The following is a 25,511-nucleotide window of genomic DNA, read 5'->3' as shown; positions in this document are numbered from 1 at the left end:
TACATCATCGAAACGAATCGAAAAATGGAGAAAGGTCCTGATCAGTGATCGGGACCTTTCTCTTAATTTTCCAAGTTAACCGGTTTTCGCTTGAATCGAAACGTTTCGAAAACTATGATATGAAAACGGTAACAAACAAGATGTACAACCATTTTAAGGAGGAATAGCAGGATGAAAGATAAGCGCCGCAGTCATCTCTCACTGGCGAATATCACGCTCATTTTGAGTCTGGTATTGGGCCTCGTCGTTTCGCCAAGCTTCTCCACCGGAGTTGTCCATGCCGCTCCGACTGATTTTGCATCGATGACGGATGACCAGCTGTTGGACTATGAAAGCCGCAAGTCGTTCGATTTCTTCTGGCAAGAGGCGAATACGGATCCGGCCAGTCCGGGTTACGGCTTGGTGCGCGACCGTGCGCCGGGTACGGAGCTGGGTGCGCAAAATATGAGCAGCGTGGCTTCGGTCGGCTTCGGCCTCAGTGCGATCGTGATCGGCGCGGAACGCGGTTGGATTACGAAGCAAGAAGGCTATGACCGTGTGAAAGGCACTCTCCAAACGTTACTGAATCATGCGGATCAGGTGAACGGCTTCTTTTATCACTTCCTCGACATGAATACCGCCAAGCGTTACGGCACCTCGGAAGTGTCGGTCATCGACACGGGAATTGCGATCAACGGGGCTTTATCGGCGGGCGAATATTTCGGAGGAGAGATTCAAACGCTCGCCGACCAGTTGTATCGGAAGGTCGATTGGGAATGGTACCGGGACAAAAACCCGGGAGATAAATTCAACCAATTTTATATGGGTTACTCCCCGGAGCACGGATTTGCCGGCCATTGGGATTTTTACGCCGAGCAGTTCATGCTGTATTTCCTTGGAGCCGCTTCTCCCACACACCCGGTAAACGAGGACATGTTCTACAGCTTTATGCGGCATAAAGCTTCCTATGGCGGATATCCGGAATTCATCCATTCCTGGTTCGGATCCATCTTTACGCACCAATTCTCTTTCGCTTGGTTCGATATGCGCAATATGGTGGACAAGCAAGGAGTGAACTGGTGGAATAACTCGGTGATCGCGACGAAATCCAGCAGGCAGTATGCGATCGACAATTCCGCCAAATACAAAACATTCGGACCCGACGGATGGGGGTTAACCGCTTCTGACGGACCTTACGGTTACGAAGGCCGTTACGGTTCCGCTCCTTCCGGCTTCGGCAACGACCAGCACCGGATCGACGGCACGATGATGCCTGCAGGAGCGCTCGGTTCGATTGTATTCACGCCGCAGGAAGTCATCTCGGCTCTGCGTCATTACTACTCGTATCCGAACTTGATCGGCGAGTACGGCTTGAAGGATGCTTATAACCTGGATTTAAGCGCTGAGGGCTGGTACGGGCCGGACGTCATCGGAATCGACAAAGGCATTACGCTTCTCATGATCGAGAACTACAGAAGCGGCTTGATTTGGAACTTGATGAACAAGAACAAATATGTGCAGGCCGGCATGAAGAAAGTCGGGCTGCTGCAAGCCGGAACCAACATCATCGACGACTTCGAAGGCAATCACAATCACCTGGGATGGAAGGACAACGGCGACGGCGTCTACACCTTGACTCCCGTAAGCGACGTAACCCACACGGGTACAGGGGCGCTCAAGGTTGACTACAACAAAAACGGAAATGCGTGGGCCTTTTTCGGGGCCGCATTCGACGGGGACAAAAACTTCTCGTCTTCCGATTCCCTGAAAGCTTCGGTTTATGGCGATGCCACGCTGCTGTTCAAATTGGAGACGGCGACGCAGCCGATCGAAAAAACATTTACGGTAACCGGCAACGATTGGCACCAGATCGAATGGGTATTTACAGCGGCTGAAAAAGAAAAACTGCAGTCCGTGAAAAGGCTGCTCATCTTTGCGGCACCAGGCGCGGATCAGGCCAACGGCACCTTCTACCTGGACGATGTGCAAGTGAACGGCAAAGGGCCGGTCGCCTCCAGCATTCTCTTGGAAGGCTTGCCGGTAGTCGGCAGCACGCTGAAAGCGAGCTATGAGTATTTCTCCCCGGAAGGTCTGCCGGAAGGGAATTCTCAGTATCGTTGGTTGAAATCGTCTGCCGCCGACGGCACCTATGAGCCGATCCCGGGAGCAACGTCCGAAACCTATACCGTTCAGGGCTCGGACGTGGGCAATTACCTGAAATTCGAAGTGACCCCGGTGTCCGCTCCGGATGAGAACGGCACGCCGATTACGGGCAAAGCTATGCTTAGCTCCGCCACGAAGCAAGTGGAAATCGCCGAGCCGCAAGCCCGCAACGTGACGGTCACCACGGTTCCGGCCATCACCGACACCATCATCGATAATTTCGACGGACAAGGCATCAATCCGGGATGGGTAGACTCCGGGGACAATGTTTACCAGCTGACCAAGGACAACACCGTGACGCCAGACGGCAGCTACGCGTTGAAAGTGGATTACAACAAAGGCTTGTATGATTGGGCGTACTTGAAAGGAACCGTCGACCCGACGAAGCCTTATTTCGTAGGAGACACGCTGTCCTTCGACGTGAACGGCAAATACAACATCATCTTGAAATTCGAAGAGGTGAACGGCCAGCACGAGCACTCCTTCCAAGGCGACACGAACGGGCAATGGAAGACGCTCACCTGGGATATCTCCGGATTGAAAAACGAGCTGGGCGATGTGCAAAGAATTTTGATTTTCCTTGACCCGGCTTACAAACACAACACCGGAACGGTTTACTTCGATAATTTCAAAGTATCGAAGCTGACGCAGATGGATCTGACGAAGGATGCGAATCCGGTCGTAGGCCAGCCGGTGTACGGCATGTATGATTTCTATGACGCCAGCGGGGATCAAGAGCAGGGCAGCGTATACCGTTGGTACGTGTCGGATGAAGTGAACGGAAAATACAAGCTCATCAAAGACGCGACTTCCCGAACCTACATCCCGCAGCAGAGAGACTCCAACAAATATTTGAAATTCGAGGTGACACCGAAATCCGACCACGCTCCTGCGACGGGAGCGACAGTGACAAGTGCACCGACCAAGATTGTCGTGAAAGACAAGAAGAAGTAAGGACGAAGATGGAAAAGCCGGGCGGCAAGGGGAGAAATCCCTTTGTTTCCCGGCTTTTATTCGGGATGGACAAAGCTGGATAAAAAAACGTTGTAATCGTTTTCTTTGTCGCCTATAATGGAGTCGTACCGTACCGAAAACGTTTTGGAAATCAGGAGACCTCAAGCATGGCAACAACCATTAAGGATCTGGCAAAGGCGGCAGGCGTATCGATTACGACGGTGTCCCGGGCGTTGAACGGATATCCGGACGTGAACGAGAAGACGCGGAACAGGATCAAGAAGCTGGCGGAAGAGCTGTCGTACCGGCCGAACGCACAGGCGCAAAGTCTGGTGCTCAAAAAAACGAACACGATCGGCGTAATCATTTCGGAGATCAAACGTTCCAACGCCAAGGATGCCTTCGCATTCGAAGTGTTGTGCGGCATCAACGACCGCGCAGGCGAGCTCAACTACGATATTTTATTGTTCAGCACCAATCCCAAGAAGCAATTGCATAAGTCGTACTCCGATTTGTGCAGAGAGCGGAACGTGGACGGTGCGATCCTGCAAGGGCTGAAAACCAGCGATCCATATTTGGCGGAAGTCATCAATCAGCCCGATTTTCCTTGTGTGCTCATCGATATTCCGATCGACGGCGAATGGGTCGGCCATGTCACGAGCGATAATGTCGCCGGGGCAAGGGAAGCCGTAGCTCATTTGGCCCAGCTGGGCCACCGGAAGATCGCCATGATCAACGGTCATATGGAGGCTTCGGTCAGCCGCGAGAGATTATCGGGATACATACTCGGCCTGCAAGAGGCGGGCATTCCGTACGATCCCGCGCTGGTGGAAGACGGACGTTTTTCCGAAGAAGGCGGGGAAGCGGCGGCACGCGGCTTGCTGCAGCGTCACCCGGACGTTACCGCGATTTTCTGCGCGAGCGATTTGATGGCGCTTGGCGCGATGAAGGCGTGCGAAGCGATGGGCCGGCCGATCCCGGATTCGGTTTCGCTCATCGGATACGATGATATTTCAATTGCTTCCTACTGTTCGCCGAAGCTGACGACCGTCCGGCAAGAGAAATACGATCTCGGCTATCAAGCGGCACAGCTTCTGATCGATATGCTGGAGGGCCGGCAAGTGCGCCACAAAGTGGTGCTGGCGAATCAGTTGGTCGTACGCGAAAGCACGAAGAGGCTCAGTTAACAATGCCTTTTGCAGTAAATCCAAAGCGTTTTGGGTAATAACCTTTTTGTAAGCGCTGCAACGGTTGTGATAACAATTGAAAACGGTTTTGGAAAACAGCAGGTTTTCGACAGATTTAAAGAGTTCCTACCCAGGAATCTTTAAATATATTTTAAATGAAGTGAAGGGGAGTATCGGAATGAAGAAAAGCTACAAAATCGCTTCTGTTCTGAGCTTGTGCTTTCTGTTGATCTTGACGGCATGCGGCGGAAACAAAAACAACTCGGGCAGCCAAAGCAGCCCGAGCGCAACTCCGAGTGCGTCCGGGTCGGCAAGCCCGAGCGCATCGGCTTCCACGCCGGCAGAGAAAGTCGTACTGAAAATTCCTCATTACAAAGCAGGAGCGAACGTCGGCGCGAAGTTCTTCCTGCCGCAAATCGATCGCTTCAACAAGAAATACGAGGGCCAATACGAAATTCAAATTGAAGAAGTGCCGGACGACAAGTATAGAGACAAAATCAAGTTGCTCTGGCAGCAAAAGAAGCTCCCGGCGCTGGTAGAATCCGGCGACCGCGAATTCATCGAGCAGCTGATCAAGAACGGTGAAATTTACGACCTGAAGCCTTGGCTGGACACCAAGCCTGACCTGCAAAAAGTATTCATCGAAGATTCCGTGAAATTCAACACGCAAGACGGCCACATCTACACGATGCCGCTTGCCGTTACCCGTCCGACGGGCATCTACTTCAACAAAGAAATGTTCCAAAAAGCCGGCATCACAAAGCCGATTTCCCAAATGACGTTCGAAGAATTCGATCAAGCGTGCGAAGCGTTGAAAAAAGCAGGCTTCACGCCGCTGTCCCTCATGACGGGCGAGAACGGCTGGACCACGATGCTTCTCGGCACCGCATTCCTGGCTGGCCAGCCGGGCGGCGCCGACGTGCTGAAAGATACGGCGATCACGTACGATTACACGTCTCCGATGTGGGTTTCCACGTTTACTGAAATTCAAAAATGGCTGCAAAAGTATTCCAGCCCGAACGCAATCGGCGCGAAATACGCCGACGCAGCGAACGCCTTCTTGAACGAGAAAGCGGCTATGATCGCGAACGGTCCTTGGATGGTCGGCGATTTCTCCGACACGACCAAAGCGCCTGCCGGATTTGACCAGAAAGTCGGCTTCTCCCTGAGCCCTGGCGGCGTAGGCATCGACAACGTGCAAGGCTACTCCTGGTGGATTCCGAATGGACTTTCCCAAGGCGAAACCGACGCAGCACTCGCCTTTATGGAATTCCGCATGACGCCGGAAGAGCTGAAACAATGGATGATCGCGGAAGGCGGATTCGCTCCGAACCTGCCGGCTTCCGACGAAGTCAACTCCAAGGTCAGCCCGATTCTTGGCGAGTTCAACAAGCAATCGACGACCGACCTGAAAGTGCTCGTAAAAGCGATGCAAGACGTATGGCCGAACCAAATCGGTCAGTCCGAGTTCGGGCGCTACCTGGCGCTGCTGGCGAAAGGTTCCGTAACGCCGGAGCAATTCGCGAAGCAGTTGACCCAGAAAGCTCAGCAATTTAAAAAGTAATTCGCAACTGATGCAGGATGAGCCTTCCACCTCCCAGTGGGAGGCTCTATGGATTATCGGAGGAAATTTAGGAAGGCAGGTGGATTTATGAAGAACAAGTGGGTGAAATTGTGGATTGCCGCATTTTTGGCGCCTACGATCGCTGTTCTTTGCCTGTTTTATCTCATTCCGATCCTGACCGTCTTGGTCACCGGATTTACGGATTGGAACGGCATGAGCAAGCCCGTGTTCGTCGGTTTCGACAACTATGTGAAATTGATCAGTTACGACAATACCTTCCTGATCTCGATGAAGAACTTGTTTCTATGGTCGCTCATCGCCGCAACCGCGCACGTAGGGTTCGGTACCCTGGTCGCTTTCGTGTTATACAAAAAGCGCTTCGGCTGGCGACTGGTGCGGGGCGCTTTCATGATTCCGATGGTCATCTCCTCCGCCGCTTGGGCGATGATTTACAATCTCATCTTTAACGATGAGTATGGGCTCATCAATAACGGTGTTCGCAAGCTCGGTTTCGGCAACTTTCACGTGAGCTGGTTTTACGAATCGCCTGCAGCTTTTTTCGCCATTACTTTGACTTGGTTGTTCTACGCGGTGTATGTAACGTTAATTGTGTATAACGATCTGATGGCCATTCCGAAAGAAGTGCACGAAGCCGCCTTGTTGGACGGCGCTTCCGAATGGCAGGTCACACGCTTCATCAACATTCCACTCGTCAAGAATGCCATCGCTACCGGCATCATTTTGTCCGTAACGGCCCGGATCGCCGGGTTCGAGGAAGTGGCCCTGACCTCTCGAGGCGGCCCCGGTAACGATACTTACAATATAACGCTCATGCTCTACGACGGAATCGTCAACTATCAGCACGGCTATGCGAATTCCGCGGCGACCATCATGATCCTGCTCGGGATGCTGGTGATGGTTATCATCAACCGGGCGTTCAAAATGAACGAAAGAACATACTAACGGAGGTGCGAACCGGATGAAAGTGCGAGTCAGAGAAATCCCCGAACGGATTTTCTCCTATGGGGTCATGCTCTTTACGTTCCTGATCTCGATTTTTCCGCTTGTCTGGGTTGTCGTGTCCTCCTTCAAAACGAACAAGGAAATCCTGAGCAACCCGTTTTCGATACCGAAAACGTTGGATTTTCAAGTGTATTCGGACGTGTTCACCCAGTACAATTTTTTGAGCTATTTTAAAAATTCGTTGATCGTCGCCGTGACGGCCACGCTAATCGCGGTCTTCATTTACTCGCTGGCGGGGTACATTTTCGGCAAATTCGATTTCCGCGGTAAAAACTTTTTGTTCGTGCTATGTACCATTACGCTGCTGGTGCCGGGCTATTCGCGCGCTCAGCCGATCTTCGCTCTGATTAACAAATTGGGCCTGTACAATACGAAAACGGGGCTCATTCTCGTGTACACGTCGTTCGGGATGGCGCTCGCTTTGTTCATTCTGAGATTGTCGTTCGCGTCGATTCCGAGAGATTTCGATGAAGCGGCGATCATTGACGGCGCGGGCTTCTGGCGGATTTTCTGGAACGTCAACCTGCCGCTGGCGAAGTCCGGGATGGTGACAGCCGGCGTGCTCATGTTCATCCAGGCGTGGAACGAATACTTCTATGCGCTTGTGCTGACGGCGGATGAAGCGAACCGCACACTGCCGGTTGCGGTACAATTTTTTAACGAAGCGTTCTCGTACAATTACACGCGGCTGTTCGCGGCATTGACGTTGGTTATCCTACCGGGTATCATCATTTATCTGCTAGTGCAGGAGCAAGTGCAAAACAGCGTGGCGTCTTCCGGTGTGAAGGGCTAACAACAAACGGGGTGGCAGAAATGGAATACAGAGTCATTAAAGAAAACGATTTGTTCTTGCTGACGGATTTGTCCGGGGATATTTCGGACAGCAAGGCAGGCCAAGGATTATATACGCAGGACATGCGGTTCCTCAGCAAACTCACGGTCACGATCAACGGCGACAAGCCGATTCTGCTCGCCTCTGAAGCGGATCAAAACTATATTTCGCAAATTTTGCTCACCAATCATGATGTTCGGGAAAACGGCGAACTGGTGCTGTGGCGCGAAACCGTCGAAATCGACAGGACCCGGTTCATTTATGAGGATGTGCTGTACGAAACGATCAAGGCGACCAACTTTAACCCGGTCCGCACGAAGTTTCGGATTTCCGTCGCTTTCGACGCCGACTTCGCGGATATGTTCATTGTCCGGGGCTTCCAAAACGGCAACGTCGGCAGCAAAAAGCCGATCCGTCAGCTGGAATCCGGCGTCGGGATCGGTTACGACGGACTCGACGGGGTCAAGCGCGAGCTGCTGGTCGAGTGGGGCGAGAAGCCGCTGGATGTGAGTGTATCGGCCGAGGGAGCGTCGGTGACGTACGAAATGGAGCTGGAGCCGGGCGAATCCCATGCGGTCGATCTGTTCTTCACGCCGGTGATTGACGGCCGCAAACCGCAGCGCCATCCGCAGGCGCAGGCCATTCAAGCGCTCAGGGATTCTTATGCGGATTGGGAACAGCAATCTACCGCGGTGACGAGCGATCATGACCTGTTCAACCGGCTGTACGATCGCGGTTTGCTGGACGTGCGTGTTTTGCTGACCGATGTGGGCGAAGGCCGGTTCCCGGTGGCCGGATTGCCTTGGTATGCCGTACCGTTCGGACGCGACAGTCTCATTACCGCGCTGCAAATGCTGCCTATTCATCCGGAGCTGGCTAAAGGCACCCTTCTTACGATGGCGAAGTTCCAAGGCGAGAAGGTCGATGAGTGGAGAGACGAGCAGCCCGGCAAAATCATGCACGAGCTTCGCAAGGGCGAACTGGCGAACACGGATCAGGTTCCATTCACACCGTATTACGGCACAGTGGATGCGACGCCGCTGTTTTTGATTTTGCTTGGCGAATACGTGCGTTGGACGGACGATAAGCAGCTGCTGGAGCAGCTACTGCCGAATGTGAAACGTGCGCTGGAATGGATCGATGTGTACGGAGATCCGGACGGCCGCGGATTTACGTCCTACGATCGCAAATCGGCCAAAGGGATATCGAATCAGGGCTGGAAAGACTCGGGCAATTCTGCCGTTCATCGGAGCGGACAGTTCGCCGAGGCACCGATCTCCCTTGCCGAGGTGCAAGGATATGTGTACCAGGCGAAGCGTCTGCTGTCCGAGCTGCTGCCGGGTGTAAACGGGGCTGGCGAAAATATGGCTGCGTGGTCATCCAAGCTGGCTGCGGAAGCGGAGCAGCTGCAGGAGCGGTTTGAGAAGGAATTCTGGGTGGAAAGCGATCAATTTTATGCGATGGCGCTGGACCAAGACCGCAAGCAGGTAGAGACGGTGACGTCCAATCCGGGTCATGTTCTGATGTCGGGTATGCTGCAAAAAGACCGTGCAGCGGCGGTAGCGAAAAAGCTCGTGTCCAAGGAATTGTTCGGCGGATACGGCATCCGCACCATGGCCGTGGGCGAGACGGCTTACAGCCCGATGAGTTACCATAACGGCAGCGTATGGCCGCACGACAACTCCATCTGCTTGATCGGACTGGCATCCGAAGGTTTCCATAAAGAAGCGATGACGGTCGTCGAAGGGCTGCTGCTGGCAGGATCTTATTTCGAGAACAACCGGCTGCCGGAGCTTTACTGCGGCTATTCCGCGGAGCAAGGAAAGCCGGTGCCTTATCCGGTCGCATGCTCTCCGCAGGCATGGGCGGCCGCCACACCGCTCGTCTTCGTTCAAGCGATGATGGGTCTTCGATTGGATTATGGGAACCGGGAAATTGCGCTGCGTCCCGCTTTGCCGTCCGGCATGAACACTTTGTCGGTCCGGAGGATGCGTCTTGGAAGTGGTGTGCTGGAAATCGAGATTAAGCGGCAGCCGGAAGGTTTTGTCTACGAGATCGTGAGCAACACGACAGGCTGGAAAATCGCGAAGGCATGAACCCATATTCACGTCGGTTAACCAACTTCTTGCATAAGAGTTTTCTTAGAATGAAGAGCGTTTGACAAGGAATCACCCGGGTAAAAAAAGGTTGTCGAGAGACATCAATTTTAACCCAAAAGGAGTGATTCGAGTGGCGCGTAACAATGGAGGTAACCGTGGGAACAACGACGGGAAAATGAGCCGCGAAGAAGCAGGACGTATGGGTGGAGAAGCGACGGCCAAAAACCACGACCGCGAATTCTACCAAGAAATCGGCCGCAAGGGCGGCGAGGCCACTGCCGAATCTCATGGCCGTGAATTTTATCAAGAGATCGGCCGCAAAGGCGGCGAGGCCACTTCCGACTCGCATGACCGTGAATTCTATCAGGAAATCGGTCAAAAAGGCGGCGAGTCCCGCGGCAACAGCGGCGGCAATGACGGGAAAATGAGCCGCGAAGAAGCCGGCCGCAAAGGCGGCGAAGCGCGTGCACGTCAACGTAACGACGATTAATCGAATAAAATAAACAACCGGCACTGCTCACGCAGTAGCCGGTTGTTTGTTTTTGCGGCGGGCAGCCGCGGATTGTTTGCTAATTGCCGTATAATAGGGCTCCAAAGATTGATAAACGATTTGCTGAAGGAACGCCGCCTGCTTCCAATCCGAAAACAGCTTGGCGGCGTAGGCCCAGGCGTTCTTCTCAATCTTGAGCGCGATCGTTTGTTTCTCCGAACCGGTAAGCAGCCGACTTTCCAGCAATTCCGTCAGCTGGTCCAATTGCCGGTCCTCCGCGTGCCCAAGCTCATGGGCGAACACAATGGCGGCATATTCCTCGAAATACGCTTCTGTACCGAACAACTGCAGGCATTGCTCGCGGATGCACTCCTGATACAAGGTGACAGTGTGAGTAGCCGGGTGATACTTCCCTCCGACGAGCCGGCCGCCGGGAAAACGGTCTTTCACCACAACCTTCACGGTACTCCCCGAAATCCGGAGCCATTCGCGAATGCTCTGTTCGAGACTTCGTTTTTGCAATCACTTCACCAGAGCTTTCTTTGAACATTAGACCTTATTATAGAACATCAGGCGGCAAAATCAATGCGACTTTCCGCTCATTGACCGGAGCTGACCGCGTAGGTCAGCGTAAAAATCGTGACGCTGCCCAAGTTTCGTTCGTTCAATTATTCGACTATAAGCTGCCCTACCATATTGTCATGGCCTTGTCCGCACTGAATACTGCAATAAAAGTCGTATGTACCGGCTTTGTCCAATTTGATCGTCGCGGTTTCGCCGTCCTTAAGATTCACGCCCAGGTCATCAATCGTCAACCCGTGAACCCCTGTTTGGTTGATCAAGTGAAGCTTAAGCGTGTCGCCAACTTTGGCTCTGATCTCGGGTTGGCTGAACGACCAGTTTACGGCATTCTCCGTAATTTCTATTGTAGTTCCGCCACCCCCTGCCTTCTGAGGCGAGGAAGGCGCCGAAGGAGATTGCGGATTCGAGATTTGATTGTTTGATTTGCCGCATGCGTTAAGCGCGAACATGGTGAACAGCGCGAGAACCATACATAATTTCACGGATTTCCGTTTCATGTAGCGTAAATGCCTCCCAGAGTTAATCAGTGTTATTATCTCCGTTGCTCGCCAAGTTATCCTTGGCCGGATGGGATTTCGTTGCATAATCGCTCTTGTCCCCGACATACAGTCGGAGTAGGGGAATCAAGAACCGGATTCAGATTATATGCTGATCTTCATATGGGCTTATTATGCGACGCATGCAAAAAGGAGGATGTGTGATGGCTAAAATTTTTATGAAATCGCCTGCGAAAGGCGCATTGATGGGATTCTCCTTGACAGGCGGTTGGCTTCTCGCCGATCTTTTGCTTCCGGAGCCTTGGGGAGACTTTGTCTTATACGGGGCGATGGCGGTGTTGAATATCGGGATCGGCTGGAAACTCGGAAGGCTTTCCGACTCACAGAGTGACCAGGAGACGGCCGGCATCCTCGATCCCAAGAATCCAACGAGCTACGAAATTCAATCTTAAAAAGGGAGCGCCCGGCTCCCGGTTTTTCCAACACCTTACAAAACAAGCTCAACAGCCCTTTCGCTTCCCGATCGGAAGCCGGAAGGGCTTTTTGACGTTCAAGAACGAAAACGGGGAGATTGAAACGGCGTCCGCTTACATAACTTACGCGAATTAGGAAATACCACTAGTAACGAGGATTGCTTGAAGCGGGATCTTTCCATGAGTCAAGAAGTCGCACACTCATCCATCTTGGAGGTTGAAATCGTGAAAAAAACAAAAATCGGAGTGGCTCTTGCGTTAGTCATTGCGCTTAGCGCGTGTACCGGAAACAACAACAATAATGTCGCACCTTCGCCAACGCCAGGACAAACCGCATCTGCACCACCTTCCGCAACCGGCGTGACCGGCACCTCCTTTGAAAATTGGGGCTCTTATGGCTTTACGCTGGCCAATAACCGTCATGTCCCTTACAAGGAGATCTCCGTCGATAACGTCAAGGATCTTGGCGTCATCTGGTCCGCGGACCTGAAGTCACTCGACAAGGACGTCAAGAATGGAAATCAGTCGTATCCCGTCGTCGTCGACGGGGTCATCTACTTGACGACGGCGGGGAACCAGGTGTTCGCGTTTGACGCCGTGACGGGGAATACCATTTGGCATTGGAAACCTACGGCTGAGCAAGCGGCCAGCTTCTCGAAAGCGGGGATTATCGCGAATCGCGGCGTCGCGGTTGGCGAAGGGAAAGTGTTTATGCTCGCGGTGGACAACTCGCTAATCTCCCTGGATCAGAAGACCGGCCAGTTGGTGAAAATGATCAAAATTGCCGACTATATCGATGGGGTTACACTCGAGAACGGGTACTATGAGACGACCGCTCCTCAATATTACAAGGGCAACGTCTATATCGGAAGCAGCGGCAGCGATAACGGCGTTCGAGGTTTCGTAGCGGCGTTCAAGGCGAGCGATTTGACGCCGGCTTGGGAATCTCCTTTCTGGACCGTACCGCCAAAAGGCCAGGATTGGCTGGCGAAAAGCCAGTTCCAAGGGGGCGGAACGGTGTGGAATCCCGTTGCGATCGACGAAGAGACCGACATCATGTACTTTGCGGTGGGCAATCCTGCCCCGGATTTCTACGGTGCCAAACGTCCGGGAGATAACCCGCACACCGATTCGGTCGTGGCTGTCAACGCAATGACCGGCAAGCTCGTCTGGGCCAAGCAGGAAGTCAAACATGACGTGTGGGACTATGACGCGGCAGCCTCTCCGATGATTATTAATGCCACGGTGAAGGGGCAGAAAAAGAAGCTGGTCGTGGAAGGCGGCAAGTCAGGTTTATGGTTTGCCTGGGATGCGGCAAATGGGGATGTCGTATGGGATGGTATTCCTTTTGCCAAGATTGATCGCAAGAAGCCCACGCCCGGAGGCACGGTCAGCTACCCCGGAGTGCTCGGCGGTGAGAATTATGCGCCCGAATGTTACGATCCCGCTACGAATTACGTCTTGATTCCGGGCGTCGAGTCGCCTACTCTCTACAAATCGGCGAAGACCGAAGCGGAAGCGGCAACCCCGGATTTTCCAGGTGCGGCGGCTTTCGGCACGACAATGGGAGAGGTGCCTAATGTCAAGGCATTCGGTACGGTCACCGCGATCAACGTCGATACCGGCAAGCAAGCTTACCAGATCAAGACGACGGATCCGCAGCGAGGCGGCTTGACGAGCACGGATTCGGGACTGGCGTTCTTCGGCGAGCTGGACGGCAAGATCAATGCACTGGATATTAAGGCGGGAAAGGTGATCTGGACGTTCCAGACATCCGGGGATAACGTGCAAGCCGCCCCGTCGATCTTCACCGTTGACGGCAAGGAGTACATTGTCTTCACCACAGGCGGAACGAAGCCGAAAGTGCATGTGTTCGGTCTGGGAGGCGACAAGACGCAAGGTCAGGCAGGCAATGCCCAGACGGGCGGAGCGCATTCCACGAAATAACTCAGATTCGGCACGGCGGACAATTCGGCACGGCGGACAAGACGAATCGTCTTGTCCGCCTTATTTGGGAAAGGAGACCTATTCATTGAAAACGATAACCAAAACACGGCTAATCGTGCTCTTAGCTGCTGGAATCACGTTATGTACGGCTTCCCATGCGGACGTGAATGCGCAACCGGAAGTCCACCCAGGCCGGATGGAGCTTGAACAGACGTCATTTACCGCTAAAACGTGGGAGAGTGACGGCTCTCATCTAACGGCCATTCAAGGCAAGCTTACATACGGTGAACGACCGGTAGCGAATGCCCTCGTGCAAGCGGGTACGCAAGGAAGAACCATCCCAACCAAGAAAGATGGCACATTCGAGCTGCTCGTCGATCGTAGTCTGATCGTCAACAAGCTCGTTCGCGTAGTGTCGGTCCAAGACGCAACGATCGCGGGCAAGCCGATAGAGAAAGGAGAGGCCGATACCATCCTTTCGGCGTCCTCGGCGATCACCGTTTACCATCCGATCGAGGTGACCAAGGTTATGCCTTCCGATACGGACGCGAGCCAAGTCAAGGTGCACGCTCGATTTAGGATCGAGAAGGGGGACAGGATTTCCTTTTTCCGTGTAGATAAGTATCGTATCTCGGGGCAAGTCGTGGATGCCGATGGCAGTCCGGTGAAGGACGCGATCGTATGGATTGACCGGGATGGCGGAGAAAGCTTCGCCAAGTCAACCCCGACGGATCGAAACGGGAGATATGAAATGTTTTACTGGCCGGAGGAAGAGGAAACGAATCTTACGGTAATCGTCGGCACGCGCCGATTCGAGTTGCCGGAAGGCAAAGTCTTTATTCTCCCCCGAAATACGAGCGTAGACCTTCGGATCCGACTGCCCAGGGAAGGCTCGGTGATCGACGATAAGCCTTCCGAATTGGTCTGCACGACCTCGAAAGGAGCGACATACACCGGCCTGCTGGCAGGACTCGACGTGCCGCCTGGAACTCCCTATTTCGTGACGATTCCCGACCGTGAAGGCCGTTTCGTGCTGACGGTGCCGAAGGACGTATGGGAGAAACGTCCGCTTTTTTTCGAAACCCTGCTAACGAAATTCGTCGCGCGGGACAAGATTCTGAAGGCTGGGGACGAGCTGCCTGTCGGTTTTGTGCAACCGGGCAATCATGATCCGAGACTGCTCGCTGCAGCTCCCTGATCTAACGCCGATTCTTCGGGCAAATGCTCCATATAGAATCTGAACCAATTGCCGAATACAAAGAGCTTGACGTCTTCCTCCCGGTAATGCTTCAGCAGCAGATTCACCAATCGGTCGTATTGCCCTGCATGTTCCAGTCCGACGATCCATTCCCGAATCCCGTCGAAGTCTGAACCAAAGCCGATATGGCGCTTCCCGCCCAACGCGCATATGTGATCGATGTGAAGCAGAATTCGATCCATCGAGACCGGTTCTTCCGTGCTCACGAACGGGGGAACGAACGTAATCCCGATGACGCCCCCGGTCTGAATGAGGGAGACGATTTGGGCATCCGTCAAATTCCTTAAGCGATTGCTGATCGATTTTGCGTTGGAGTGGGAAGCGATAACGGGCCTTCGGGACGCTTCGATGAGTTCCCAAAAGCCTTTCTCGGAAAGATGGGAGACGTCCATGATCATGCCCAGCCGGTTGCATTCCCGGATCAAATCCATTCCCGCAGCGGTAAAACCGCCGTTTCTAGCCTCCAGAACGCCGTCCGCCGCCCAGTTGGCACGATTCCAGGTGATCCCGACGGTCCTTATGCCGAGGCGGTAGAGGATACGAAGTAAAGCCAAGTTCCCATGAAGCGAATCTACCCCTTCCAGGGACAGCATCGCTCCGATCCGATCTTCGTTCAAGGCGAGTCGCAAATCGGTTTTCGTGCGAATAAACCGCATTTGCGGAAGGGCAAGAATGCGTTCATGGAACAAGTCGACGCTTTCCAGGACATGCTTAAAATCGCCGGACCATCGTTCAGGCAAATACACGGCGAAATTTTGCACGCGGATGCCCGATGCCAGCATTCTCTCCAACGTAACGTCCAGACCTTCATGACCACGGGCAAAATCCAGTCCCGGGTTCTCCAGCAGCTTACTCAGTACGTCGCAATGAGCGTCGAATATTTTCATGCGCCGATCACCTGCCGCGGTAGGAATAAACGGGAGCGGGAGCATGATCATCGATATTCTCGATCGAGCGAATGCGATCCGTGATCGCGTATCGATGAGGGGACCACTTGCAAACGGGATCCGCTGTCCGTGCGTCGCCCGTCAATAGGAAAGCCTGACAGCGGCATCCGCCGTAATCCAGCTCGCGGCGCTCGCAGCTTTTGCAAGGCTCCGGCATCCAATCGCTGCCTCGAAAAGCGTTAAAGGAGGGGGAATGCTTCCATATCCAGGATAGTTCACGTTCCTTCACATTCTCAAACGACAAGCTCCGAATTTCAGATGCAGCCGTACAGGGCAATACTCGTCCATCCGGCGCTACCGTAAGCGAAAGCCTGCCCCAGCCGCCGATGCAGGGTTTCGGAAACTCTTCATAATAATCAGGCAAGATCCATAGAAGTTCGATTTGATTGCGGAAGCGTTCGCGCGCCCGAACATAGGCGGCTTCGGCTTCTTGAAGCTGCTCCCTTCGCGGCAGCAATTGCTGAACGTTACGCAGAGCCCATCCGTAATATTGGGCATTGGCCAACTCCAGTCGCTGTGCTCCCCATTCCACGCAGAGCTCGATAATCTCTTCGATCTGGTGAAGATTGGCCCGGTGAAGGACGACGTTCATATGCAGAGGGAGTCCGCTGGCGCGGATACGCTGCGCGGCTTGACGTTTCAGTTCGTGCGAATTAAAACCGGCGATCGAATCGGCCAGCTTGGCGGATGAGGCCTGTACACTCAACTGAACGCTGTTAATTCCGGCCTCCGAGAGCTGTCTAAGACGCTCTTCCGTCAATCCTATACCGCTAGTGATGAGATTGACGTATAGTTCCGCTTCCCTGGCACAGTGGACGAGGACCTCCAGATCCTGCCGCAGCAGCGGTTCTCCTCCCGTGAAATGAACCTGCGCAACCCCAAGATCACCGGCTTGCGTAAGCACGCTCAGCCACTCATCAGTCGACAGCTCATTCTCCCTTTGGCGCAGCTCGATCGGATTCGAGCAGTAGGGACAGTGAAGGGGACAACGATGCGTGACTTCCGCGGTCAATGCGTACGGCAAATCTAGTTGCATAGTTCCAACCAACCCCTCTCCGCCGCTGAAGAGATGAACGCGACGATATCGTCCCCCAGGCCGGTCTGGACGTATACCGTCTCGAGTTCTTCGATCAACTGCGTGACCGTACGCTGACCATCGCAAAGCCGGAGAATCGCACCCGCCGTATCGTTAAGCTCGACGACCCGCTCCGGCAGCAGCAACAATTCCGTTTGCCGGGCTTTGTCGTACTTCATCAGGCCCGGACTGCGCAGACTCGGCCGATCCGACAGCTTTACGGCGCTCATCTGCCGTTCTCCTCGTCAGGGTACGCCAAGCTTAAAGCATCCAGCAGTGCCCAGAGAACATTGCACTTGAACCGTAAAGCATCGATCGCCTGCTCTTGGTCTCTGCGATCCCTGCATTCGCGCAATACCAGGCTCAAACCGTGATCCGCATCGCGTGGAGCTTGAGTCAGCCGGGCTTGAAAGTAGGCAAGCCCTTCCGGACGAATCCATGGGTATAGCTGCTCGAATACGCCGATCCGCTTAGAGACGAGCGTAGGCGCGAACAGCTCCGTCAAGGAGGAGGCAACGGCGATGTGCCAGGGCTCCAACCGGCAAAAGTTCACGTAGGCGTCGACGGCGAACCTGACAGCAGGGAGCACGTGGCGTTCATCCAACATTTCTTCTCTCGGAATGTCCGCCGCTTCACCCAGACGAATCCAAGCCTCGATGCCGCCATCGTTGCCTTCCCGGCCGTCATGGTCGATGATCCGCTGAATCCATTCCCGGCGATCTTCCCGGGATGGCAGCTTGGACAGAATAAGCGCGTCTTTGACCGGAATATTCTTCTGATAATAGAACCGGTTCGCGATCCAAGCCCGCAGTTGAATAGGGGAAAGCTTGCCTTCGTGCATTTTGATATGGTAGGGATGCTTGTCGTGATAATGATCCTCTCCTACTTGTCGTAAGCACGATATGAATTGTTCGTTCGAGAGCAAATTCGATTTCAACATTTCAAATCTCCAACTCCATCCCGTCAAATCCGATTTCGATGCCCATATCGGTCAACATTCGCCGTTCCGGCGAATCCTCTAGCAGAATGGGATTCGTATTATTGATGTGAATATATACTTTGCGTCGGGCCGGCGAGTGCGCGAACCGTTCGGCGCTTCCGTCGGATCCGGCAACAGGAAGATGACCCATATCGGAAGCATGCAATTCCGATACGCCAAGTTTTCGCAGCTCGTCGCCAACCCAGAAGGTTCCATCCAAGAAAACGCAATCCGCGCCGTCCAGATGCCGCTCCAGCGTTTCCGACCACGCCTCGATCCCCGGTGCGTAGACGGCGATTCCGCCCGTCCCCAGGTCTGTTATGCGATAGCCGACGCTCCAGGCTTCCAGCTGCTGAGCCGCTTCTCGAAACGGACTCGCGCTGATATACCGAGGGGGCTTATCGCCCAAATAAAACGGACATATCGATAATTTTGCCCCAAAAAGGGCATAAGATTCCTCCAAACTCATCTCGTGCCACCTAAAGCTTGAGTAAGGTTCTACGATCCGTCTCACCGGAAAGCCGTCCGTAAGCGCGCCGAGAACAGGCGGCGTCGCATAGACATCAATGGACGAGCCTTGCCGGAGCTGAAGAAGTCCGGTCGTATGATCCAATTCCGCGTCGGTAAGGAAGACGACTTGAATGGGGGAGCCGCGCATGGATGGACCCGGATGGAGGCACACGTTCTCTTCCGTCTGAAGACAGACATCCGGGCTTGCGTTCAGTAGAACCCAACGACTGCCATCCGGGCTTATGGCCAGGGAATCATTCCTTCTGGGGCGCGCGGATGGGTCGCCTGATCTCGCGCGATTGCAATTGGAGCAAGCGCAATTCCATTGAGGATATCCTCCTCCCGCGGCGGAGCCCAGCAGCTTAATAATCATCACGAATCCCCTTTAGGAAAGAGATGCCGGATTCTCCGGCATACTCCATCATTTGCGATATGCATAGGCCGTCACTTCGGCGCAAAGCTCAACGATCTTAAACTCAGGTTTAACCCACATGGTGACACCTCCTTCCTGAAATCGCAACGTGTTTCTGATTGATTGTATGTCGGCATCAGAATGTCCAAGAAGCAAAAATAACGATGCAGATCCCATCCGCTTTCGGAAGGTGACCTGCATCGTTAATCTTTGGCATCTCTTCTTAGCGATCGCGTTGCGGATTACGGCTCCGAATTCCGAATAGCCCGAGCAATCCGAGCAACCCGAGCCAACCCCATCCCATGCCTCTGGAGGAAGTTGTCCCCAGCGCGCGATATCCGTCGTTCGTGTACGATTGCGTTCGATCCCCCGGATTACCGTCCGTCATCTTGGAATCATTCGCGTTTACGTTCAAGAACTGAGTGCCCGTTCCTGTTCCATATATGCTGACATCGCGCTTGTGCGTCGTTATTGTGGAGCCGTCGATCGACTGGACGTTTATCTTGTTACCGTGTCGATGCGCTGAGATCCCATCGTGCATGCCACCCTGCGTATTTGTTCCCATTCCGTTGCCAAGCCCGCCGTTTCCTCCGTTTGACGTTGCGGAATGGGCATAAGCCGGAACCGCAAATAGGAGAAATACGACTGCGACAATTAATCCGCGTAACATTGTGCTTCTCATGGACTTACCTGCCTTCGAGTTATGATTTATATCCTTCCGTTAAGGTCTCACGAATGCTGCGAACTTATACCAAGCCTGTACTATAGAGATGTCCAAGCTTATATATTGGTAATCAGGACGGAAGGAGCATCGTCATGGAAATGGTGTTCGCTTGGATCTTAACCTTGTCGTTAGGTTTCGATGCGTTAGTCGTCTCCGCTTCGTTGGGACTAAGAAAAGAGCCTAAGAACAAGATAAATTACGCGCTTGTGTTCGCAACAGCCGAATCCCTTATGCCGATTGCCGGCATCATCATCGGAGGAGCGCTCAGTCATTATTTTAAAGGCGCGATATCCGTGATTGGAGCTCTGTTATTGATCGGAGTGGCAATTTACTTTTTTTTCGACAGGGAAGAGGATGATCATACGGCGCATGGTAAACCGCTCGCCGGGTGGCCGTTAATTGCGGTGGCGACCGGCATCAGCCTGGACGAGCTCGCGGTAGGTTTTACCGCCGGATTGATGCAAGCGCCAATCGTGCTCACGATCATACTGATAGCTGTCCAATCGTTCACATTCTCCATGATCGGCGTTACTTTCGGCGCCAAACTCAAGCCTTACCTTGGAGAATGGGCCGAAAAAGCGTCGGGCGTTGTGCTGGGGTTGATAGGCGTTTGGATGCTTATCGAGAACTTTGCCTTCCTGTATAGCTGAATCGGTGATGTCGAGCAACCCTGCAAGGGACTGGGGTTGCCTTCGGCGTCATGTACACGGACGTGACGAGACTTACAGGTGAGTTCGGGCAGCGGTCGGTGGGAATGAGATGGTGGCACAGTCTTACAGGTAAGCGAGAGCTGCGGTCGGCGGAAATAAGATTGTGGGACAGTCTTACAGGTGCAATAAGCAACCGACGCAAACAGTCCCGTCTCTCGTCCAGGAGAAGCGGGACTGTTTAATGTCGCCGCTCAAGTCAACTTGTGCCGCTCTTCTTTCCCGAGCTCGATCGGCTCGGCTTTGTCGTCCTCTATGATGCCGTTGATCGAGGCCGCGGACGAAAGCTGCTTCAACTGCCGGAGAATATGAGGAGAGAGGTACAAGCCTCCGCACATCGCGGTGATAAAACCTGCGCCGACGATGAGGAGACCGTTTGCGCAATTCGGTCAAATGGCCGACCAGGTCGTTTTGAATGTCCATCTCGTCACCTGCTGCTGCCAAAAATGGCAATATTGCTTCTCCTAGAATGTCCATTTGCGGGTCTCGTATTCTTTTGGCGAAATTTTCAGGGGATGAGAAGGAACCTGGCGTATGGCCCGGTTCAATTGGGGGACTCTAACAGTTGACCCCACGCTGTTCAAGCGATGAATCGGGAGGTAAGTGGAATGAAGAAAATTGGAGTACTCGTACTCGGCTTCTCTTTGATTTTCCTGGCGCCGGCCTGCAACCGAAACAATAATGGCGCGCCGGACCAGACTCCTCCGGCGGGAACGCCAGCCGGAACGCCTACGGCAACGACGACGGCTTCGCCCGGCGGCTCTCCGGCAGCTTCGCCGACGGCGTCGCCCACAGGCGGCACCGCCGATGCGACGGCTCTGTACCAGCAGCAATGCCTGGCCTGCCACGCGGCCGATCTCAGCGGCGGGGCGGGGCCGGCGCTCAGCAACGTGGGCGCCCGCTTGTCCGCGGATGACATCGCGACCAGAATCAGCAACGGCGGCGGCGGTATGCCCGCTTTCAAAGGCACGCTGTCCGACGACCAGATTCATGCGCTGGCGAACTGGCTGAGCGCGAAGAAGTAACTCGGCTCATAGCATAGCCAAAGACCCGATTCAACCGGAAACACCGGAAGAATCGGGTCTTTGTGCGCCAAGGCTTATGACAACCGCTCGGCAAACCATTCGCGAATCACGGCGAACACCTTATCGCGCTCCGCTTCATTATGGAGCTCATGGCGAAGTCCCGGCCACTCCATGAACTTGCACCTATCGCCTGCCAACTCGGCGAAACGGCGGCTCGCGTGGATCGACGTCACTTTGTCGTCGCCGCCATGCATGAGCAGCACCGGCACCGACAGCTCCGAAGCATGCTTCAGCGCCCAAAGGCCGGCGTGCTGTACGGAGAGGAAAAATCTCGCCGTAATGCTGCCATGGCCTAAAGGATCCTCTTTAATGCGCCGGACCATCTCGAGATCCGAGGTCAAATGATTGGGCTGAAGCGGCCGGTTGTCCGTCCAGGCCGGATACAGCCTATTGATCGCGCGGGCCATAACAACCCGGACGGCCGGCGGATCGAACGCCAGCTTCAACCAAGGGCCCGTCACCACCGCACCCGCAATTTGCGGACGCCGTCGGAGCAAATAATTGAGCGTAACATTGCCGCCCATACTGTGTCCGAATAGAAAGCGGGGCTTCTCCGGAAACAGCCGCTCGGCCTCAGCAAGCAGGAAATCGACGCCTTCCAGCAAGTTGTCGTATGTACGGATATGTCCTCGCTTGCCGTCCGTCCTCCCATGGCCATGCTGGTCAAACGCCAAAACCGCATAGCCGTGAGTTGTCAGGTGATCCGCCACGTGCAAATATCGGCCGGTATGCTCGCCCATGCCGTGAACGATAACTACGACCGCTTGTATGCCGGAAAGTTCATCGGGCAGCCATTCGCAAGCGAAGCCCGGCTTGCCTTCGGGGGAATGCCACTGAAACTCACGATACTTCAAGGAGAAAACCCCTTCCGCGCTCTAATAGGTGAAAGTATTATCTCACATTATTCGATACTTTGCCGATAGTCTCCTTCGAGCCGGTACTTCAAGAGCAATTGTTGCCAAATGGATGGCGGGAGGGGCATAATGAGCCGTAAGAGGTGATCGCGTTTGCTTCGTACGCTGGCCGTAACGGAACAAGGGGAATTCATCGAGAACATTCCTTTGCATAACTTGACCGAACCTTCCATCCAGTGGTTCTGGGTCGATTTTGACTGCCCGACGGAGGAAGAAACGAAGCTGCTGGACAGCTATTTTCATTTTCATCCGCTCGCGATCGAAGACTGTCTGCATTTGCTGCAGAGGCCCAAACTCGACCACTATGAGGATACGCATTTTTTCGTACTGCACGCGGTGGATCCATCGACGCTGGAGTCGGACGAGCTCAACTTATTTCTGGGGCCTCGGGGAATCGTATCATTCCATCTCAACCCTTCACACGAAATCGAAGAGTCATGGCGGCGCGTTAAGGAGAATGCCGGGTCCCGGAAACTAGACCATTACTACATCGCCTATTTGATTTTGGACAAAATTGTCGACAACTATTTTCCGACGCTGTACCGCATCGAGGACCATATGAACGATATGGAAGACCGCGAAGCCAAGGAGAAGCTGCAGACGCTCATCAACGAAGTGTATGAAATCCGGACGGACCTGCTTCGGCTGCGCCGGACGGTCATTCCGATGCGGGATTTGCTGTACCGGGTCATCAACACCGACAAAATTCCCGGCGTCCGCGAACACATCGCCTATTTTATCGATATCCACGATCATCTCCTCAAGCTGACGGATATGATCGAGTCCAATCGCGAGATGACTTCGGATTTACGAGACAGCTACGACTCAATCCGCTCGGGCCGGATGAACATGATCATGAAGACGCTGACGGTGATCACGACCATATTCATGCCGCTTACCTTTATCGCGGGCATTTACGGCATGAATTTCGAAAATATGCCCGAGCTGCACACCCGTTGGGGTTATTTCACCGTGCTCGTCGTGATGGCGGGGCTGGGAATCGGTATGTACATATGGTTCAGACGCAAAGGCTGGTTCGATTAACCCGAACGTATTCGCCAGTCGAATGATATACTTGAAATCAAGGAGAAAGGAACGGAGGGATACCGTTGTAAGCCGACAGCCCAATCCTGTAACTTTGACAACTAAATAAATAAGGATTGGTGCTGACGGATGAAACGGCTTCGTTATGTATTATCCGGCCAGGCTTGTTCGACGCTGGGCGATATTTTGTATATATTGGCGTTGGTGACCACGTTGTACCGCCAGACCGGCTCGGCTGCCGTTGCCGCACTCTTCCCGCTGCTGAGGGTGATCGGCATGTCGACCGGAAGCTTCGGGGCGCCGCTTGTCCTGCGGAGATACCGTCTCAGCCGGCTGCTCGCGTTCTGCCTGCTCGTTCAATGCTGTGGTCTGGCTTTACTGGCGTTGTATTTAGGAACGTTCGCCGGGCGCGCGCAGGTGGAATGGCTCACGTCCGCCGTCCTGGTATTATCCGTGCTGGAAGGAGTCGCGGGTCCCGCTAGATCTTCCTTGGTGCCTAGGATCGTAGAAAATGATGAGCTTCTAAAAGCAAACGGAACATTGGGAGCTGTCAGCCAAGCTTGTTCGCTTGCCGGATGGGCGGGCGGAGCCATTGCGGTGTCCGCGCTGGGTTCCGCTGCGTCCTTGTGGGTCGCGGCTCTCTTGTTGCTGTTTGCTGGTGTGTCTTCCTTGCTGATTCGGGAGGAGTCCGGATTCGAAGCGTCCGAGGAGGAAGAGGAGGCGGGGGGAGCCAAGTCCTTACTGCAAGGCTGGAAAATGTTCTTGCGCGTGCCCTCACTGCGCCTGCTGCTTTGGATGGATGTTTGGGGCGGATTGTTATCCGCCGCGTTCGCGGGAGCGCTGCTTCTCGTGTTCGCAGAACAGCAGCTAGGCGTCGGCGAAGTATGGTGGGGCTGGATGAACGGAGCATTCTGCGCGGGACTGATTGCGGCGAATTGGGGCATCGGCCAGTTCGTCCAGGACGCCAGGCGGAAGCTGGCCTTCCTTCTGCTCGCCGGAAGCGGAGGGCTGGCCTTGAGCGTGCTGATTTTCTCGTTCACCGTACATCCCGAGATGGCGCTGGCTGTCATGGTGGTGATCGGTTTCGCGGAATCCGCTGCCGGATTGGCCGGGACGACGATGATCCAGTTTGCCGCTCCGAAACGAGAAATGCCGTCCGTATTCGCGGCTCGAACGACGCTCATTTCCGTGCTGTTCGGCGTTTCGCTGCTGGTGGCCGGGTGGCTGGCGGACCGCTACGGGATCCAGATGATTTATATCGGAGCGTCCGTTTGTTACGCGATATCTTTCCTGGGAGCGGTGTGGCGCCGCGGCGTACTCAGAGAAATGGTTAACGAGAGATAGGAGTGCTGACACACATTGGCTATAAAAGCGATCGTATTCGATTTTGACGGAACGTTGTTGGACACGGAAACTTTGGCATTCGAGGTGGTCCGCACCATTTTCGAGGAACACGGCCAGGAGCTGGCGCTCGCCCGATGGGCGCTCGGGATCGGCACCGTCGGCGGCCCCTATGATCCTTATGCGGATCTGGAGCAGCTTATCGGACGCCCGTTGGATCATAAACTGATGAGGGCGCGGTATGAGGCGGATCTCACGGAAAAAGCCGACCAGGCGGAGCTGCGCGCAGGCGTGAAGGAATGGCTGGAGGAGGCGCGGCGGCTCGGGCTGTCGATCGGACTCGCGTCCAGCTCCACGCGGGAATGGATTGAGCGGCATTTGCGGTCCAAGGGGATACGGGAGTATTTTGAAACGATCCGCACGTCGGATGACGTGGAGCGGGTAAAGCCCGATCCGGCCTTATACCGGCTGGCTGTCGCCGATTTGGGCGTGAAACCGGCGGAAGCCGTTGCGGTGGAGGACTCCCTGCACGGCTTGACGGCTGCGAAAAAAGCGGGCATGCATGCGATCGCCGTACCCAATGCGGTGACGAGGCAGATGGATTTCCTTGGCGCCGATGCGGATTTGCTGATCGATTCCTTGGCGGATCAACCGCTGGAGCAATTGCTGGAGAAGCTGGCTCTGAAATCGATCGATTAAGTGATGCGAAAATGGAGAGAGGAGAC

26 protein-coding genes are annotated in these 25,511 nt (G+C 54.2%); 15 read left to right on the top strand and 11 right to left on the bottom strand.

Features of this window, described 5'->3' with window-relative positions; genetic code table 11:
* The first annotated feature begins 171 nt into the window (after window positions 1-171).
* The 7 genes from E5161_RS08255 to E5161_RS08225 all read left to right on the top strand — a co-directional run bounded on the left by E5161_RS08255 (window position 172) and on the right by E5161_RS08225 (window position 10,291).
* Entirely contained in the window at window positions 172-3,096 is a 2,925-nt protein-coding gene (locus E5161_RS08255; RefSeq protein ID WP_169306635.1) for a glucoamylase family protein, read from the top strand.
* A 167-nt stretch (window positions 3,097-3,263) separates the two neighbouring features.
* Window positions 3,264-4,283: a LacI family DNA-binding transcriptional regulator gene (locus E5161_RS08250; RefSeq protein ID WP_136777240.1), complete on the top strand. Its 1,020-nt coding sequence runs from the start codon at window positions 3,264-3,266 to the stop codon at window positions 4,281-4,283.
* Window positions 4,284-4,461: 178 nt separating this feature from the next.
* The gene (locus E5161_RS08245) at window positions 4,462-5,847 is read left to right on the top strand and encodes an ABC transporter substrate-binding protein (RefSeq protein ID WP_136777239.1); all 1,386 of its coding nucleotides are present in this window, start codon (window positions 4,462-4,464) and stop codon (window positions 5,845-5,847) included.
* Between the two features lie 87 nt (window positions 5,848-5,934).
* Entirely contained in the window at window positions 5,935-6,810 is an 876-nt protein-coding gene (locus tag E5161_RS08240; protein WP_211246711.1) for a carbohydrate ABC transporter permease, read from the top strand.
* Between the two features lie 16 nt (window positions 6,811-6,826).
* Window positions 6,827-7,663, top strand: coding sequence for a carbohydrate ABC transporter permease (locus E5161_RS08235; protein WP_136777237.1), 837 nt, complete (start codon window positions 6,827-6,829; stop codon window positions 7,661-7,663).
* Between the two features lie 20 nt (window positions 7,664-7,683).
* The gene (locus E5161_RS08230; RefSeq protein ID WP_136777236.1) at window positions 7,684-9,798 is read left to right on the top strand and encodes an amylo-alpha-1,6-glucosidase; all 2,115 of its coding nucleotides are present in this window, start codon (window positions 7,684-7,686) and stop codon (window positions 9,796-9,798) included.
* Between the two features lie 178 nt (window positions 9,799-9,976).
* Window positions 9,977-10,291 carry a KGG domain-containing protein gene (locus E5161_RS08225; protein ID WP_136777366.1) on the top strand — a complete coding sequence of 105 codons (315 nt, stop codon included), beginning with the start codon at window positions 9,977-9,979 and terminating at the stop codon, window positions 10,289-10,291.
* 27 nt (window positions 10,292-10,318) lie between these two features.
* On the opposite strand, the gene E5161_RS08220 is transcribed toward E5161_RS08225, so the two are convergent.
* Window positions 10,319-10,813, bottom strand: coding sequence for a hypothetical protein (locus E5161_RS08220; RefSeq protein ID WP_246042146.1), 495 nt, complete (start codon window positions 10,811-10,813; stop codon window positions 10,319-10,321).
* Window positions 10,814-10,959: 146 nt separating this feature from the next.
* Entirely contained in the window at window positions 10,960-11,370 is a 411-nt protein-coding gene (locus tag E5161_RS08215) for a cupredoxin domain-containing protein (protein ID WP_169306634.1), read from the bottom strand.
* 203 nt (window positions 11,371-11,573) lie between these two features.
* Between E5161_RS08215 and E5161_RS08210 the strand changes: the two genes are divergently transcribed.
* The 3 genes from E5161_RS08210 (at window position 11,574) to E5161_RS08200 (ending at window position 14,988) form a co-directional block, all read left to right on the top strand.
* Window positions 11,574-11,822 (top strand): hypothetical protein, encoded by a 249-nt coding sequence (locus tag E5161_RS08210; protein WP_136777234.1) that lies wholly within the window; start codon window positions 11,574-11,576, stop codon window positions 11,820-11,822.
* 246 nt (window positions 11,823-12,068) lie between these two features.
* Window positions 12,069-13,790 carry a pyrroloquinoline quinone-dependent dehydrogenase gene (locus E5161_RS08205; protein ID WP_169306633.1) on the top strand — a complete coding sequence of 574 codons (1,722 nt, stop codon included), beginning with the start codon at window positions 12,069-12,071 and terminating at the stop codon, window positions 13,788-13,790.
* 85 nt (window positions 13,791-13,875) lie between these two features.
* Entirely contained in the window at window positions 13,876-14,988 is a 1,113-nt protein-coding gene (locus E5161_RS08200; protein ID WP_169306632.1) for a carboxypeptidase-like regulatory domain-containing protein, read from the top strand.
* Here E5161_RS08200 and E5161_RS08195 read toward each other — a convergent pair.
* The 7 genes from E5161_RS08195 to E5161_RS08165 all read right to left on the bottom strand — a co-directional run bounded on the left by E5161_RS08195 (window position 14,955) and on the right by E5161_RS08165 (window position 19,653).
* Window positions 14,955-15,935, bottom strand: a complete 981-nt coding sequence (locus E5161_RS08195; protein WP_136777231.1) for a dipeptidase — start codon at window positions 15,933-15,935, stop codon at window positions 14,955-14,957. The two genes, E5161_RS08200 and E5161_RS08195, sit on opposite strands and share 34 nt — an antisense overlap.
* A 7-nt stretch (window positions 15,936-15,942) precedes the next feature.
* Window positions 15,943-17,031 (bottom strand): pyrroloquinoline quinone biosynthesis protein PqqE, encoded by a 1,089-nt coding sequence (gene pqqE, locus E5161_RS08190; RefSeq protein ID WP_136777230.1) that lies wholly within the window; start codon window positions 17,029-17,031, stop codon window positions 15,943-15,945.
* Complete coding sequence (pqqD, locus tag E5161_RS08185; protein WP_136777229.1) at window positions 17,022-17,300, bottom strand: pyrroloquinoline quinone biosynthesis peptide chaperone PqqD; 279 nt, start codon at window positions 17,298-17,300, stop codon at window positions 17,022-17,024. The genes pqqE and pqqD overlap by 10 nt, the downstream gene beginning before the upstream one ends.
* Complete coding sequence (pqqC, locus tag E5161_RS08180) at window positions 17,297-18,010, bottom strand: pyrroloquinoline-quinone synthase PqqC (protein WP_136777228.1); 714 nt, start codon at window positions 18,008-18,010, stop codon at window positions 17,297-17,299. The genes pqqD and pqqC overlap by 4 nt, the downstream gene beginning before the upstream one ends.
* A 1-nt stretch (window position 18,011) precedes the next feature.
* On the bottom strand, window positions 18,012-18,932 hold the full coding sequence (gene pqqB / locus E5161_RS08175; protein WP_136777227.1) for a pyrroloquinoline quinone biosynthesis protein PqqB: 921 nt from the start codon (window positions 18,930-18,932) through the stop codon (window positions 18,012-18,014).
* Between the two features lie 48 nt (window positions 18,933-18,980).
* Entirely contained in the window at window positions 18,981-19,052 is a 72-nt protein-coding gene (gene pqqA, locus E5161_RS21395) for a pyrroloquinoline quinone precursor peptide PqqA (protein WP_425456483.1), read from the bottom strand.
* 142 nt (window positions 19,053-19,194) lie between these two features.
* Window positions 19,195-19,653 carry a WGxxGxxG family protein gene (locus E5161_RS08165; protein ID WP_136777225.1) on the bottom strand — a complete coding sequence of 153 codons (459 nt, stop codon included), beginning with the start codon at window positions 19,651-19,653 and terminating at the stop codon, window positions 19,195-19,197.
* Window positions 19,654-19,787: 134 nt separating this feature from the next.
* On the opposite strand from E5161_RS08165, the gene E5161_RS08160 reads away from it, so the two are divergent.
* The gene (locus E5161_RS08160) at window positions 19,788-20,345 is read left to right on the top strand and encodes a manganese efflux pump MntP (protein ID WP_136777224.1); all 558 of its coding nucleotides are present in this window, start codon (window positions 19,788-19,790) and stop codon (window positions 20,343-20,345) included.
* A gap of 251 nt (window positions 20,346-20,596) precedes the next feature.
* Here the strand turns inward: E5161_RS08160 and E5161_RS20740 are convergent, their stop codons facing one another.
* Window positions 20,597-20,740: a hypothetical protein gene (locus E5161_RS20740; RefSeq protein WP_169306631.1), complete on the bottom strand. Its 144-nt coding sequence runs from the start codon at window positions 20,738-20,740 to the stop codon at window positions 20,597-20,599.
* Between the two features lie 270 nt (window positions 20,741-21,010).
* Here E5161_RS20740 and E5161_RS08155 point away from each other — a divergent pair, with 270 nt between their 5' ends.
* Window positions 21,011-21,427, top strand: coding sequence for a c-type cytochrome (locus tag E5161_RS08155; RefSeq protein WP_136777223.1), 417 nt, complete (start codon window positions 21,011-21,013; stop codon window positions 21,425-21,427).
* A gap of 74 nt (window positions 21,428-21,501) precedes the next feature.
* Here the strand turns inward: E5161_RS08155 and E5161_RS08150 are convergent, their stop codons facing one another.
* Window positions 21,502-22,341, bottom strand: coding sequence for an alpha/beta hydrolase (locus tag E5161_RS08150; protein WP_136777222.1), 840 nt, complete (start codon window positions 22,339-22,341; stop codon window positions 21,502-21,504).
* A gap of 153 nt (window positions 22,342-22,494) precedes the next feature.
* Here E5161_RS08150 and corA point away from each other — a divergent pair, with 153 nt between their 5' ends.
* The 3 genes from corA to E5161_RS08135 all read left to right on the top strand — a co-directional run bounded on the left by corA (window position 22,495) and on the right by E5161_RS08135 (window position 25,485).
* A complete protein-coding gene (corA, locus tag E5161_RS08145) occupies window positions 22,495-23,445 on the top strand; it encodes a magnesium/cobalt transporter CorA (RefSeq protein ID WP_136777221.1) in 951 nt (316 codons plus the stop codon).
* 129 nt (window positions 23,446-23,574) lie between these two features.
* On the top strand, window positions 23,575-24,789 hold the full coding sequence (locus E5161_RS08140; protein WP_136777220.1) for an MFS transporter: 1,215 nt from the start codon (window positions 23,575-23,577) through the stop codon (window positions 24,787-24,789).
* A 15-nt stretch (window positions 24,790-24,804) separates the two neighbouring features.
* A complete protein-coding gene (locus E5161_RS08135) occupies window positions 24,805-25,485 on the top strand; it encodes an HAD family hydrolase (protein ID WP_246042145.1) in 681 nt (226 codons plus the stop codon).
* Window positions 25,486-25,511: the final 26 nt, after the last annotated feature.

It is taken from the genome of Cohnella pontilimi, from assembly GCF_005049045.1.
GTDB classification, from domain to species: Bacteria; Bacillota; Bacilli; order Paenibacillales; family Paenibacillaceae; genus Cohnella; species Cohnella pontilimi.
This window is presented reverse-complemented; position numbering and strand designations above follow the sequence as displayed.